At 32.4% G+C, this 13,416-nt stretch carries 15 protein-coding genes and 4 tRNA genes; 2 read left to right on the forward strand and 17 right to left on the reverse strand.

Features of this window, described 5'->3' with window-relative positions:
• Positions 1 to 66: 66 nt before the first annotated feature.
• The 8 genes from rplS to SYNTR_RS06740 form a co-directional block, all read right to left on the reverse strand.
• Positions 67 to 417 (reverse strand): 50S ribosomal protein L19, encoded by a 351-nt coding sequence (gene rplS / locus SYNTR_RS06705; protein WP_156203797.1) that lies wholly within the window; start codon positions 415 to 417, stop codon positions 67 to 69.
• Positions 418 to 530: 113 nt separating this feature from the next.
• Entirely contained in the window at positions 531 to 1,079 is a 549-nt protein-coding gene (locus SYNTR_RS06710; protein ID WP_243140273.1) for an RNA methyltransferase, read from the reverse strand.
• A gap of 31 nt (positions 1,080 to 1,110) precedes the next feature.
• Entirely contained in the window at positions 1,111 to 1,842 is a 732-nt protein-coding gene (gene trmD, locus SYNTR_RS06715; protein ID WP_156203799.1) for a tRNA (guanosine(37)-N1)-methyltransferase TrmD, read from the reverse strand.
• Positions 1,843 to 1,853: 11 nt separating this feature from the next.
• A complete protein-coding gene (gene rimM, locus SYNTR_RS06720) occupies positions 1,854 to 2,369 on the reverse strand; it encodes a ribosome maturation factor RimM (protein WP_156203800.1) in 516 nt (171 codons plus the stop codon).
• 132 nt (positions 2,370 to 2,501) lie between these two features.
• On the reverse strand, positions 2,502 to 2,732 hold the full coding sequence (locus tag SYNTR_RS06725; protein WP_156203801.1) for a KH domain-containing protein: 231 nt from the start codon (positions 2,730 to 2,732) through the stop codon (positions 2,502 to 2,504).
• A 16-nt stretch (positions 2,733 to 2,748) separates the two neighbouring features.
• The gene (rpsP, locus tag SYNTR_RS06730) at positions 2,749 to 3,012 is read right to left on the reverse strand and encodes a 30S ribosomal protein S16 (RefSeq protein WP_156203802.1); all 264 of its coding nucleotides are present in this window, start codon (positions 3,010 to 3,012) and stop codon (positions 2,749 to 2,751) included.
• Positions 3,013 to 3,051: 39 nt separating this feature from the next.
• A complete protein-coding gene (ffh, locus tag SYNTR_RS06735) occupies positions 3,052 to 4,398 on the reverse strand; it encodes a signal recognition particle protein (RefSeq protein WP_156203803.1) in 1,347 nt (448 codons plus the stop codon).
• A gap of 15 nt (positions 4,399 to 4,413) precedes the next feature.
• Positions 4,414 to 4,755, reverse strand: coding sequence for a putative DNA-binding protein (locus SYNTR_RS06740; RefSeq protein WP_156203804.1), 342 nt, complete (start codon positions 4,753 to 4,755; stop codon positions 4,414 to 4,416).
• Positions 4,756 to 4,913: 158 nt separating this feature from the next.
• Between SYNTR_RS06740 and SYNTR_RS06745 the strand changes: the two genes are divergently transcribed.
• Positions 4,914 to 5,762 carry a DegV family protein gene (locus SYNTR_RS06745; protein WP_156203805.1) on the forward strand — a complete coding sequence of 283 codons (849 nt, stop codon included), beginning with the start codon at positions 4,914 to 4,916 and terminating at the stop codon, positions 5,760 to 5,762.
• Positions 5,763 to 6,144: 382 nt separating this feature from the next.
• On the forward strand, positions 6,145 to 6,675 hold the full coding sequence (locus SYNTR_RS06750) for a hypothetical protein (RefSeq protein WP_156203806.1): 531 nt from the start codon (positions 6,145 to 6,147) through the stop codon (positions 6,673 to 6,675).
• Positions 6,676 to 6,732: 57 nt separating this feature from the next.
• On the opposite strand, the gene SYNTR_RS06755 is transcribed toward SYNTR_RS06750, so the two are convergent.
• The 9 genes from SYNTR_RS06755 to SYNTR_RS06795 all read right to left on the reverse strand — a co-directional run bounded on the left by SYNTR_RS06755 (position 6,733) and on the right by SYNTR_RS06795 (position 13,150).
• Positions 6,733 to 6,808 (reverse strand) — tRNA-Val (locus SYNTR_RS06755).
• A gap of 3 nt (positions 6,809 to 6,811) precedes the next feature.
• Positions 6,812 to 6,886, reverse strand: a tRNA-Glu gene (locus SYNTR_RS06760).
• A gap of 6 nt (positions 6,887 to 6,892) precedes the next feature.
• Positions 6,893 to 6,968: transfer RNA gene (locus SYNTR_RS06765), tRNA-Ile, on the reverse strand.
• A 139-nt stretch (positions 6,969 to 7,107) separates the two neighbouring features.
• Positions 7,108 to 7,182, reverse strand: a tRNA-Asn gene (locus SYNTR_RS06770).
• 68 nt (positions 7,183 to 7,250) lie between these two features.
• The gene (rpoD, locus tag SYNTR_RS06775; protein ID WP_156203807.1) at positions 7,251 to 8,333 is read right to left on the reverse strand and encodes an RNA polymerase sigma factor RpoD; all 1,083 of its coding nucleotides are present in this window, start codon (positions 8,331 to 8,333) and stop codon (positions 7,251 to 7,253) included.
• Positions 8,330 to 10,099, reverse strand: coding sequence for a DNA primase (gene dnaG / locus SYNTR_RS06780; RefSeq protein WP_156203808.1), 1,770 nt, complete (start codon positions 10,097 to 10,099; stop codon positions 8,330 to 8,332). Before dnaG ends, rpoD begins: the two co-directional genes overlap by 4 nt.
• 199 nt (positions 10,100 to 10,298) lie before the next feature.
• Positions 10,299 to 11,360 (reverse strand): deoxyguanosinetriphosphate triphosphohydrolase, encoded by a 1,062-nt coding sequence (locus SYNTR_RS06785; protein ID WP_156203809.1) that lies wholly within the window; start codon positions 11,358 to 11,360, stop codon positions 10,299 to 10,301.
• 130 nt (positions 11,361 to 11,490) lie between these two features.
• On the reverse strand, positions 11,491 to 12,099 hold the full coding sequence (locus SYNTR_RS06790) for a flavodoxin family protein (protein WP_156203810.1): 609 nt from the start codon (positions 12,097 to 12,099) through the stop codon (positions 11,491 to 11,493).
• Between the two features lie 151 nt (positions 12,100 to 12,250).
• Positions 12,251 to 13,150: a peptidoglycan-binding protein gene (locus tag SYNTR_RS06795; protein ID WP_197079047.1), complete on the reverse strand. Its 900-nt coding sequence runs from the start codon at positions 13,148 to 13,150 to the stop codon at positions 12,251 to 12,253.
• Between the last annotated feature and the right edge of the window lie 266 nt (positions 13,151 to 13,416).

Genomic DNA, 13,416 nt, shown 5'->3' on the forward strand with positions numbered 1-13,416 from the left:
TAAACCCCCATATTTAAAAAGAGAATACCAAAACTGGTATTCTCCTCATTTCTCGTTATGTTTATTTTAGTATCTACCTTTTTCTTTAACTCTAGCCTTTTTACCAGTTCTGCCACGTAGATAAAACAATCTAGCTCTTCTAACTTTACCACGTCTGGTAACTTCTATTTTTGCTACTCTGGGTGAATGAAATGGAAAAGTTCTTTCTACTGCTACACCATAAGAGAGTCTTCTAACAGTAAATGTTTTAGATAGCCCTTCTCCTCTTATTTTCATTACAGTTCCTTCAAAAATCTGAATTCTTTCTCTTGTTCCTTCAATAACTTTTACATGCACCTTCACAGTATCCCCAGGTCCAAAATTAGGCCTATCGTCTTTATAATGTTCTTGTTCAATAAATTTAATTATATCTTGCATTATCTTTTACCTCCTTCCAGGAAATGTTCGTACATTCTATATTTAATGCAGCGGAACACGTATTATACAACAAGGGTATTATATCACAAGTAAAGATATAACCTCAAGAAAAACTAGATACTAAACCAGAATTCTCCTAATAATCTATCTAAAATAATTGAAACTGCACTTCTTACAGAAAGATGATTATAAGTACCTCCTGGCTCTATTGGATGTAATATATAATCACACTTGTTAATAAGTTCTTCTGCAATCCCCCAACCTGTCCCAAACAAAATTAAAAAGCATTTATCTTCATTAAATATTTTATTTTTTAAACTTTTATAACTTACACTATTTTTATATATACGTGCATCAGTAGCTACAGTAGTAACTTTCTGCCCAGTTTCATTTTCAATTTTATCTACTGTTTCTTTAAAATCATGAGTTAATCTCATTATATTAAAGGCTTCTTTTCTATCCGGATTATAGACTCCACCATACCCTTCCTGCCAATAGCTCATTATATCTTTTATTAGACTCTGCTGGTTTGGCGAAGGATGTACTATGAAAAAAGAATCTACATTATAAGTCTTAGCACATCTTGATATATCATGTAAATCTAAGTTGGTAATAGAAGTAGTTATTGTTTCCATTTGTTTATTATACATAGGATAATGCATTAAAGCTATATATACCTTCGAGTTTCTCACTTTAACTATACTCCCTATCAAACAGTATTTCTTTTAAAATTTTTTCTTCTTCTTCATCAAATTCTTTTGATAATAAAAGATCAGGACGTTTTATTAGTGTTCTTAACAAGCTTTGCTTTTTTCTGAATAACCTTATGTTTTCATGATGACCAGAAAGTAATATATCAGGAACTTTTAATCCATTAAATTCTGCAGGTCTTGTATAATGTGGATATTCAAGTAAATAATCAGTAAACGATTCATCTATAGCAGAGTTATCATCTCCTAAAACACCAGGTATTAACCTCGTCACAGCATCAGTTAAAACTAAAGCCGGAAGTTCTCCACCTGTTAGAACATAGTCACCAATAGATATTTCTTCATCAACTTCTGTTAATGCTCTTTCGTCTACACCTTCATAATGTCCACAAAGAACTACTAAATGGCTTTTTTCAGATAACTCTTTTACTTTTTTTTGATTTAGGACTTTCCCTTGTGGTGACATATATATAACCCATGAATTCACTTTTTTAATATCATTAATAGCAGATATTAACACATCAGCCTTTAATACCATACCTGAACCGCCACCATATGGGTAATCATCAACCTGGCGGTGTTTGTTGAGAGCATAATTACGAATATTTATTGTTTCTACTTCGATCTTTCCTTTATCTATAGCCCTACCAACTATACTTTCATTTAATGGATTAATAAAAAAATCGGGAAATAGTGTTAAGATGTCTATCTTCATTTTAACCTCCATTATTCTAGCAAACCAGGTAAGAGCTCTACTTTCATTAAATTATTGTCTATATCTGTATCTTTAATAACCTGTTTTATCGCAGGTAATAATATTTCTCCATAAACTTCAGATTTAATTACATAGACATCATTAGCACCTGTTTCAATAATGTCTATAATTTTTCCTAGCTCCCCCTTTTCCTCATCATAAACATTTAAACCAATTAATTGAAAATGATAATAATACCCAGGGGGTAAAGGATATACTTGATTTTCAGGTATTTTTAAATGGGCGTGATTAATAGTTTGCGCTTCCTCTCTAGTATTGATTTCCTTTAGTTTTAACAATATATGTTGCTTATGTTTACCTACTGACTCAATGTTAAATGTTTTAGACTCACTATCCTTATTTATAATGACTTCTTCGAGGTCATTAAACCGTTCTGGGAATTCAGTTAGTGGTATTACTTTGATTATTCCCCTCACGCCATGAGTTCCACTTATTTTACCAATACTAATTAATTCTTTTGATTGCATTTTATACCCCCAAATAAAAAACTGTTAGGAGTCAGAGGGTGAGTCAAAGGGGACGGTTCTTTTTGACTCATATTAATGAGTCAAAAAGAACCGTCCCCTTTGACTCAAAAGCAATAGGGCTAATAATTAGCCCTATCTCATAATTTCTACTGCTACTCTTTTTCCTTCTTTGGCTGCAGCAGCCTTTGTTAATGTGCGAATAGATTTCGCAATTTTCCCCTGTTTGCCAATAACTTTGCCCATATCATCAGGCGCAACCCTTAATTCAAGGATTATTGATCTATCACCCTCTACTTCTTGGACATCAACTTCATCGGGGTTATCTACCAGTGATCTGGCAATAAGTTCAACTAGGTCTTTCACCTATTTCACCCCCAGGTTATTTCCGACTTGCAAATTTAGCTGTAATACCTTGTTTTTGTAAAATTGATTTTGCTGTAGCTGAAGGTTTTGCACCATCTGATAGCCATTTAATTGCTTTTTCTTCATCAATTTTAATGGTAGCTGGATTAGTGGTTGGATCATAATATCCTATTTCCTCTATAAAACGACCATCTCTTGGTGACCTAGCGTCAGCTACTACAACTCTATAAAAAGGTCTTTTTTTAGCTCCCATTCTTCTCAATCTTATTTTTGTCGCCACAATTTCACCTCCCTTTATATTTCACGGATTTATGTTTAATTAAAAAGGAAATTTAAAAGGCATTCCTCCGCGTTTTCCTTTTTTATTATTAGTAGCTTCAGAAAACTGTTTCATTAGTTTTCTAGATTCTTGGAATTGCTTTATTGTTCGGTTAACATCTTGAACTTTTGTCCCACTTCCCCTAGCAATCCTTTTCTTTCTACTTCCATTTAATATACTAGGATCTACTCTTTCTTCAGGAGTCATTGATTGAATTATGCATTCTATTTTAACAAGCTCTTTTTCATCTAATTGTCCCTGCATCCCCTTAAGCTGTTTTCCCATTCCAGGTATCATTCCCAATAAGTCTTCTAAAGGACCCATTGATTTAACCTGTTGCATCTGCTCCAAGAAATCTTCTAGCGTAAATTCTTGCTTACGTATTTTTCTTTCCATTTCTTTAGCTTTATCTTCATTAAAATTAGCTTGAGCCTTTTCAACTAGGCTTACTATATCTCCCATTCCTAAAATCCTAGAAGCCATTCTTTCAGGGAAAAACACTTCTAAGGCATCTAGCTTTTCACCTAAACCAACATATTTTACCGGACAACCAGTTACTGCTTTAACTGATAATGCAGCCCCTCCACGTGTATCTCCATCTAGTTTAGTTAAAACTACTCCAGTAAGGTCTAACTCATTATTAAAGCTTTCAGCTACATTAACCGCATCTTGCCCAGTCATTGCATCTACTACAAGTAATATTTCTTGAGGTTTTACATTAGATTTTATTTGTTTTAGTTCATCCATCAATTCTTCATTAACATGTAATCTACCCGCTGTATCTAAAATTACTACATCTCTATTATTTGATTTTGCATATTCAATTGATCCTCGTGCTATATCAACGGGATTACCCTGTCCCATACTAAATACAGGCACCCCTACTTGTTCTCCTAACACTTGAAGTTGTTTAATTGCTGCAGGTCTATAGACATCACATGCAACTAATAGTGGTTTTTTTCCCTGTTTTAAAAGGTTTTTAGCCAATTTGCCTACAGATGTAGTTTTACCCGCACCTTGAAGTCCAACAGCCATAACTATTGTTGGCGGTTTCGTTGCTATTTCTAACTTACTCTCGGTACCTCCCATTAATTCGGTCATTTCATCATGAACTATTTTAATAACTTGTTGACCGGGAGTTAAGCTATCTAAAACCTCTTGACCTACTGCTCTTTCTCTAATTTTAGATATAAAGTCTTTGACTACCTTATAATTTACGTCAGCTTCTAGTAAAGCAAGACGTACTTCCCGCATAGCAATTTTTACATCATCTTCTGTTATTTTGCCCTTGCCACGTAACTTTTTAAATATATCCTGTAGCCTATCTGATAATCCTTCAAAAGCCACTTTACCTCTCCTTTTCTAGATCAGTTCAACTGCGCGTCTCAACACCTCAATAGCCTTCTTCACACTATGTTCATTTATGTTATCATTATTTAATAATTCATAAGCTTCATCAATATAACCTCGAGTAAACTCAAATTTTTTAACAAGACCTAGTTTTGTTTCATAGTCTTCTAAAGCATTTTCAGCCCTACGTAAAATATCATATACTGCCTGTCTAGTACTATTAGTATCATCTGCTATTTCAGTTAATGATAAATCATTTTCATAATATAAACTCATTATATATTGTTGTTTTTCTGTTAAAAGAGGTCCATAAAAGTCTTTTAACAAAGTAATATAGTTCCATTTTTCTAGCACAGAACATTTAACCTCCTGATGTAAAGTATTTATACTTTACATCTTGTAATTTTACCTTTCCTGCTCTCTTGTGTCAAGTTTGGATAAAAAATATAAAGTATTCTTTGATTTTATATTCAAAATATTCTAAAATTTAATTGTTAAGGAGGTAATCGAACATGCATGAAAAAATTGCTTTAATGACTGATAGTGGCTCAGATTTACCACAACATATTATTGATAAGTATAACATTAAGGTTGTACCTTTAAAGGTGATTTATCCTGATAGGGAATATTCAGATAGAGTTGATATTCAACCACAAGAAGTATATAAACGAATGCCTGATGAAATACCAACTACTTCTATGCCATCCTTAGAAATAATAAACTCTACTATTAAGGAAATAAAAGAAGAAGGATTTACTCATCTAATTGCTATACATATCTCAAGTGGGTTATCAGGAACTTATCAATCAGTAGAACTAGTAGCAAAAGATTTTACTGATGATCTAGTTATAAAAATTATTGATTCAAAAACATTGTCAATGGCAACTGGACTTATGGTATTAGATGCAGCACGAAATATTGCAGATGGAGTAAGTTTTGAAAATGTAATTGATAAATTAAATAATTTACAACCAAATGTAAAAGCTTATTATGTAATTGAAACACTAGAATATCTCCGACGAGGTGGACGTATCGGACGAGTTGCCGGTATGTTAGGGCAATTTTTAAGCCTTAAACCTATAATATCAGTAGATACAGAAGGAACATATTATACTTACTGTAAAGCAAGAGGAAGAACAAAATCTATTGAAAAGCTAATTCAAATAGTAGAAGATGCTGTTAAAGACAAACAAATAAATTTAGCAGTTTTAAATGGTGGCGCAGATGATGAGTTTGACAATCTATTAGAAAAAATTAAAAAGTTACCGAATATTAAGGGACTTATAACTTCTGAAGTTAGTCCTGCTCTATGTGTTCACACTGGCCCCGGTTTATTAGCAGTTTGTTTGCATGAGGTATAATAAAAAAACTGTTATTGCTTTTTAAGCAATAACAGTTTTTTTATTTTATAATTCTTACCCTAACCACAAAATCATTTATATTAGCCTCTAAGTTATGAAATTTTTCATCAGTAACCCCATCATTTCAAACTTACCTTCCTTTTTTTGTATTTTTATCAAAAAAATTGCCAGAATTATTATTTAAAATAAGTGTTTATAAATTATATTTGTGATAATTGTTATTTATCCCAGCGAATTTTTCGACTAGTTTTGTTTTGTATGTTTTTTCCATATTGTTATAATGTGTAATAGATTATAAGGAAGCTAAGATATATAAACTTTTTAATTATCTATTAACTTAAGTTATTAGAGATTTTTAAGGAATAAGGAAGGTTTTTTATGTATGTATAAAATTTTTCCCAAATTATTGTTATTATTATTAATATTTAAATTTTTTATTGGAGTTTCAACTTCATCAATCTGGGCATCTCATTTAATTAAAGATGATAATATTAATGAACAGGTTTTTATTGGTATCATTGAAAGTTTTAATTTATACTCCAACTTTTTTAATGAAGTAAAGTATATTAATAATGAGTCTTCTCCTGTTAATGCAAACACTTTCGAGGAAGCAATTGATTATTTTTCCAAGGGCTTTGATTGTAAATTAGCAAAGGACATTGTTGTTTCATTTACTACAATGGATAAAAATAGTCAAAATCTTTTAATAATCCCAACTGATGGAATTCCAATAATTGAAAAAGAAGATTATGATAAGTTAGAATTTTTTATAATAAATAATTATAAAGTCGTTGTTAAGAAAGAGTTTAAAAATTACTTTGCAATGGATGATAATTATGTTTATTTTATAATAGTTAAAAAGATTAATGATAAATGGAAAATATCAAATTTAGCACTTTTACCTACAAAATAAAAATCTAAAAAATAAAAAACACTTGATATAAATTCAAGTGTTTTTTTATTTAAGTTATGGTGGGCGATGCAGGACTTGAACCTACGACCCCCTGCTTGTAAGGCAGGTGCTCTCCCAGCTGAGCTAATCGCCCTAATGGTGACCCCTAGGGGACTCGAACCCCTGTTACCGGCGTGAAAGGCCGGTGTCTTAACCGCTTGACCAAGGGGCCATAATATGGTGGGCCTACCAGGATTTGAACCTGGGACCAACCGGTTATGAGCCGGTGGCTCTTCCAACTGAGCTATAGGCCCCAGTTGTGAACCTTTGACCCTGCAAGAGATAGTATATTAAAAATCTCTTCCGGAGTCAAGGGGTAATTCTTTTTTTTAAAAGGTTTTTTCCAAGTAAAAAGCGGTAACTTGTTTAGCGTTACCGCTAGAACCTTCAATATGGCTCCTCGGGTAGGATTCGAACCTACAGCCCTCCGGTTAACAGCCGGATGCTCTACCGTTGAGCTACCGAGGAATGCCCTCAACGAGATTTATTATATCTAGATTTTTGTTTTATGTCAACAACTATAAGCATTTTTTTTATTATTCAATATAATCTTTTAATTTTTTGCTTCTTGATGGGTGTCTAAGCTTTCTTAGGGCCTTTGCTTCAATCTGTCTTATTCTTTCCCGAGTAACCCCAAATTCTTGTCCTACCTCTTCAAGAGTTCTAGGCCTTCCATCATCTAAACCAAATCTTAGCCTTAAAACTTTTTCCTCTCTCTCTGTTAGAGTATGTAAGATTCCGTCTAGGTGCTCACGTAACAAGACAAATGAAGCAGATTCTTCTGGGGATTCAGCATCTTCATCAGTAATGAAATCTCCTAAATGGCTATCATCTTCTTCTCCTATTGGGGTTTCTAGCGAAACTGGTTCCTGAGCCACTTTCATTATTTCAATAACCCTATTTACAGGAATATCCATTTCAACTGCAACTTCTGCTGGGGTTGGCTCTCTACCAAGGCTCTGCAACAGGTTTCTTTGAACCCTAGATAATTTATTTATGGTTTCTACCATATGGACTGGTATTCTAATAGTCCTTGCCTGATCTGCTATTGCTCTTGTTATAGCCTGCCTTATCCACCAAGTCGCATAAGTACTAAATTTATAACCTTTACGGTAATCAAACTTTTCTACAGCTTTCATTAAACCTAAGTTACCTTCTTGGATTAAGTCCAAAAAGAGCATACCTCTTCCGACATATCTTTTAGCTATACTTACAACTAATCTTAGGTTTGCTTCAACTAGTTGTCTTTTAGCCTCTTCTTCTGAAGCTTCTATCCTTTGAGCTAAATCAATTTCTTCCGTAGCTGTTAACAAAGGTACTCTGCCAATTTCTTTAAGGTACATTCGGACTGGGTCATCTATCTCTATACCATCAGGTATTATAACCTCTTCCGTTTCTATATTCTCTGTTTCTAATTCTTCTTCGGAATCAATCTCACCCTCTGCTCCTACAGCAATTCCCAAAGATTGTAAATGTTCAAAAATATCATCTATTTGATCGGGTTCTAGATTAAAACCCTGTAAATCATCAACGATTTCTTCATATGTCAGATTTTTTTTCTTTTTCCCTTTTTCGGCTAAAACACTTATTGCTTCTGCAAGCTTTCCATCCAGTTTCATTTTGTCCCCCCTTTCTGGGCTTTATTCAGTAATTTATCAATTTTTAAAATGAAATCTAAAACACTATAAAAATCACCTTCATCAGATAGTTGACGTATTTTGGCAAAAAGTTTTTGCCATTTTGCATCTTGTTTCATAATTTTTACTCTTTTTACATAATCCATAATCTCTATTTTATTTAATTCTTCATCACCAATAAATGTTATTCTAGCAAATTCAGAATTTAAGTCCTGTTCTACGGCTATAGTAAAAAGTTGATTAATTTTATCTTTGTGTGATCCCTGTAAGCCTTGATATATTTTTAATAATGCTTTATATTGTTGATTATGAATAAAGTCAATGCCTATTGTATCTACAATATAATTGAAAAATTCCTCATCTTTTAACATTTTTGCCATTATTTTCTCTTGTATACTGTAATTACCGTATCTTTTATTATCCCTTGATATTTGTATTTTATTCCTTTTGTGTGGTAAATTACTTGACTTTTTCGATTTTATCTCTCTATATACTGTATTTTCTTCTAATTTTAGTTTTTCTGACAATAAGCGAATGAAATAATCTTTTTCAATCTCACTATTTAGACCATTTATGTCTTTTTTTACTTCATTTATTATTTTATTTTTGTTCTCTAAGTTTAATTCTTCTGTCGAATTTATATTACTGTTTATCTTAAATTCTATATAATTATAACTATTATTCTTTATATATCTTAAAAATTCCTCTTTTCCATTTAAAGCAATATATTCGTCTGGATCTTTTCCTGGCGGCAGGGCAACTACATCAGTCTTTAGATTAGCCTTTAATAGAGAATTTATTGCCTTTATTGCTTCTCTTTGTCCTGCTTCATCTCCATCATATAGAATTATAACTTTTTCTGTGTACTTTTGTAGTAATTTAGCTTGATCTACAGTAAAAGCTGTACCTAAAGAAGCAACAACATTAGTAATATCAGCTTGACCTAGTTTTATACAATCCATATATCCTTCTACTAAAACAACTTCATTTCGTTTTCTAATACTGTCTTTAGCTTGGTATAATCCATATAAATTCTTTCTCTTAGAAAATAGATCTGTTTCAGGAGAATTTATATATTTAGGTAAACTATCATCTAATACTCTGCCTCCAAAACCTATAATATCTCCACGAAAATTTTGTATCGGAAATATAATTCTGTTTCTAAATAGATCATAATGGTTTGTACCTTTTTTATTTAGTGATATTAGTCCCGACTTTTCTATTATTTTTTTAGAAAAACCATGTTTTAGTAGATAGTTTTTCAAGCCATCCCATTCATCTAATGCATACCCTATTATATAACGTTTTAATGATTCATCAGAGACCTTCCGTTTTTTCAAATATTTCAAAGCTTTTGTAGACGCAGGTGTAAATAAGTTTTTATTGTAATAATCTGCTGCATTTTTGTTAACTTCTAGTACCTGTTTAACTTCATTATTTTCATTTTTTAAAGACCTTAATTCAATTCCAGCTTTGTCAGCTAAAAGTTCAACAGCTTCTTTGAAACTTGCCCCATCCCTTTTCATTACAAAAGAAAATACATCCCCGCCTGTTCGGCATCCGAAACAATAAAACATTTCTTTTTCTGGTGTAACACTAAAAGATGGAGTCTTTTCTTGATGAAAAGGGCATAAACCCCAATAGCGATTTCCTTTACGATTTAACTGCACTGTTTCACCAATTATTTCTACAATATCTATTCTAAATAAGATATCTCGAATAAGCTGATCATCAAAATATTTTGTCATTGCCTCCACCTACAATTCTATATTTACAAGAAAATCCCTTCTATTTATTCGAATTTTGTCTAAATATCTATTTGTATACATTGAAAATTAGTATTGTGATCTATGCACCACGCCTTGCTCTTAAGGACTTAGATAAACATGTTTGCTCAGCCTTAAGTTTTATGTAGTTACTTTTTGCAGCAGAATCATATTTTATAAACTAATATAAAATATCTTTAACTGCACTAGGCACTAATGACTGAGGAATATAGATATCCTGAAACAATGAAACACAGTAGGCATCGCTCATTCCCGAAATATAATCACCAACAGCTTGCTCTAAACCATCTTCATCAGCAATCGTTTGAAAAACAGGACTCATTTTGTGTGGATTATTCATAAAGTATTTTAGTAAATGTTCAATTATAAACATTGCTCTTGTTCTTTCAGCTTGACATACTGGACCTCGATATATAGTTTCGAACATATACTCTCGTAAACCTTTTAAAGCGCGCTCCACTTCCTCACTCGGCTCTACTTTAACAACATTATTTTTTTCGATTATTTTTTTTGTATTATTAATAATATCGCTAACCAATGTTCCTATTCTCATACTATGTGTATAACCTAATATTTCAAGATACTCTACTGGTATATCATCTAAATTTAAAAGTCCTGCTCTTATTGAGTCGTCAATATCATGTTGCACGTAAGCAATTTTGTCACTAAGACGTACTACTTGGCCTTCTAAAGTGTAAGAACTACTTTCACTTTTACCATAACCACTATGGTTAAGTACTCCATCTAAAACTTCCACAGTCAAATTTAAACCATTTCTGTTTTTATGTTGTTCAATCTTAGTTAAAACTCGTATACTGTTTTCGTTATGTTTAAAACCATTACTTAATAAAATATCTAGTATTTGTTCACCTGCATGAGCAAAAGGGGTATGCCCAACATCGTGACCTAATGACATGGCTTCAATTAAATCTAAATTAAGATTTAATCCTGCACCTATAGTTCTAGCTATTTGATTCACCTCAAGAGTATGGGTTAGTCGAGTTCGATAATGATCTCCTGGAGGAGCTATAAAAACTTGGGTTTTATGCTTCAACCTTCTAAACGCCTTAGAATGAACAATTCTATCTCTATCAATCATAAAGCATGTACGTATAGGGTCAGGTTCTTCAAAATTTAGCCTCCCCTTACTATTAGAAGCTAAACATGCATGAGGGCTTAGTATGGATTTTTCTCTTTGTTCAATTTCATTTCGCACTCTCATATTATCCACCTCTTATTAGTCATAAACCCATCTACCCATAAATCAACACAACTTGTCTTGAAAGACAAAAAAATCCTTAGCCATATAGGTTAAGGATTTTATATTTTATTAATAATAAAATTAAAAAACCTTACCTTTTTCGCAAATCTTTAGTATGTTTTGCAACTTCAGCTATTCTTTTACCTAAAATACGCGATCTATTTATTCCATTTTCATCCAGTTTAGCCGGTCGCTGAGCAGCAGCTCCACTATGACCACAGTCATTATCATAATGACCATCACCAACAACTATCATACCTTGAACTAAAAGAATATCATGTATTGCTTTTAATGTAGTTTCTTGTCCACCAAAACGGGAGTTTCCTACAGATAAAGCACCCCCTATAGTATTCATTAAGCTTTTTTCTGTTCTAAGCCATCTTGTTTTATCAAAAAAAGCCTTTAACTGAGCTGAAACAGTTCCAAAATAAACTGGACTCCCCACTATTATTCCATCTGCTAAAGCCATTAATTTATATGCATCAAATATTTCGTTATCTTCTATACATTTTGCTGTGCAAGGAGATGAACATGCATGACAAAAAGGATTATTAATTTTTTTTAGCTCAGAACTACAATGAATTACTTTGGTTATGGCACCATATTTTTTAGTTTCGTTTAAAGCTTGATCTAATAAAAAGGCCGTATTATCTGAAGAATTAGGACTGCCATTAACTCCTACGATTAGTAAATCAGACATTAATATTACACACCTCCTAATACATGAATACTACACTTTAGCCTTTTTTTCCTTCATATTGAATTAAATTTTTAGCAGTAAGAAAAACTCACCTAAAATATAGGTGAGTTTTCATTTTCTCTAGAGTAAGATTTATTTGTTATTATTATAGTTACCTTCCTGCTGCCTTCCTTACCATGGCTTGGTGATTAGGACATACTCTATTAGTACCATGAGTTCTGCTATTTAAAAAGTGTACACAAAAATGACCATTAAAATTGTTATCCCATATTGCTTGTTGAGCATGAGGCATTCCGTTCATAGAACCAGCAAATGTCCTTCCATTAGTTGTTACTAATACTGCTTTTCTTGCCCAACTCCACTGGCCACCATATATTTGTCTTAATTTCTCAGTGTCTGCTGCTGTTAGTGGTTCAACATCAGCATGATAACCACCACCATATCTTCTTGCTTGAAATGAAATGCCTGTATCCAAATCTGTAATTGTCGCAATTCCTCCTATTGTCCAAGTGCTATCCACAACACTCCACCAATCTACATATTCACCATATCTTGAGGCTCCTCTTGAAGGATTCGAGGTCGAGGTATTTGAGCTATTAGGAATTACAATTTGTATTCCAGGATATATATTATCGGGATCTACGCTATTTGCTTGCATAATAGCATCTACACTTGTCCCATATTGCATAGCTATTTTAAAAAGGGTATCTCCTCTCTGAGTTGTATGTACTGTATTTTGATTATTCATATGTTTGTTTAATGCATTTTTGGTCATGCTTGCTACAACACCAGTAGTTGGTAGGTCATTATCTCTTTGGAAACTAACTACTGCATCATGTGTATTAGCCCCAAAAACACCATCTATACCATATGTATTATATCCTAAATTTGTTAAGTCTCTCTGTACGTTTTTCACATCATCTCCTCGTACACCCCAATATAAATTCCTATCTCCGTAGTTTGCCCATACAGGATTAGCTATTAACATGCTACTTAAAATAAATATTAATGTTGTAACTATTGCTATGATTTTTTTATTCTTTATTAACAAAACTCTCATCTCCCTAATGCTTTTAAGATATTACCTCTTATTTTATAATTGCAACTGACTTTTGGACAAAGAGTATGTAACTACAGTTTAGGGCATGTCCAAGTTTATAATCTTATTAAAATACAGTTGTTGTGCATTGTTGCTAATTCCTAATAATCCTAAATGCATGGGACTTTTTGGCTATTTATTTAGGCATTTAAAAGAGGTAACGCTTAAAAACGTTACCTCTTTTATACTAATTTGTATATATATTTTAAATTATTAAA

The organism is Candidatus Syntrophocurvum alkaliphilum (assembly GCF_009734445.1).
GTDB lineage: Bacteria > Bacillota > Syntrophomonadia > Syntrophomonadales > Syntrophomonadaceae > Syntrophocurvum > Syntrophocurvum alkaliphilum.

Coding starts and splice junctions, on each gene's coding strand:
- rimM (WP_156203800.1), bottom strand. CDS start 2,369: ATGCAATCAAAAGAATTAATTAGTATTGGTAAAATAAGTGGAACTCAT.
- SYNTR_RS06790 (WP_156203810.1), bottom strand. CDS start 12,099: ATGTCTGATTTACTAATCGTAGGAGTTAATGGCAGTCCTAATTCTTCA.
- dnaG (WP_156203808.1), bottom strand. CDS start 10,099: ATGACAAAATATTTTGATGATCAGCTTATTCGAGATATCTTATTTAGA.
- SYNTR_RS06750 (WP_156203806.1), top strand. CDS start 6,145: ATGTATAAAATTTTTCCCAAATTATTGTTATTATTATTAATATTTAAA.
- rplS (WP_156203797.1), bottom strand. CDS start 417: ATGCAAGATATAATTAAATTTATTGAACAAGAACATTATAAAGACGAT.
- SYNTR_RS06745 (WP_156203805.1), top strand. CDS start 4,914: ATGCATGAAAAAATTGCTTTAATGACTGATAGTGGCTCAGATTTACCA.
- trmD (WP_156203799.1), bottom strand. CDS start 1,842: ATGAAGATAGACATCTTAACACTATTTCCCGATTTTTTTATTAATCCA.
- rpoD (WP_156203807.1), bottom strand. CDS start 8,333: ATGAAACTGGATGGAAAGCTTGCAGAAGCAATAAGTGTTTTAGCCGAA.
- SYNTR_RS06710 (WP_243140273.1), bottom strand. CDS start 1,079: ATGCATTATCCTATGTATAATAAACAAATGGAAACAATAACTACTTCT.
- SYNTR_RS06785 (WP_156203809.1), bottom strand. CDS start 11,360: ATGAGAGTGCGAAATGAAATTGAACAAAGAGAAAAATCCATACTAAGC.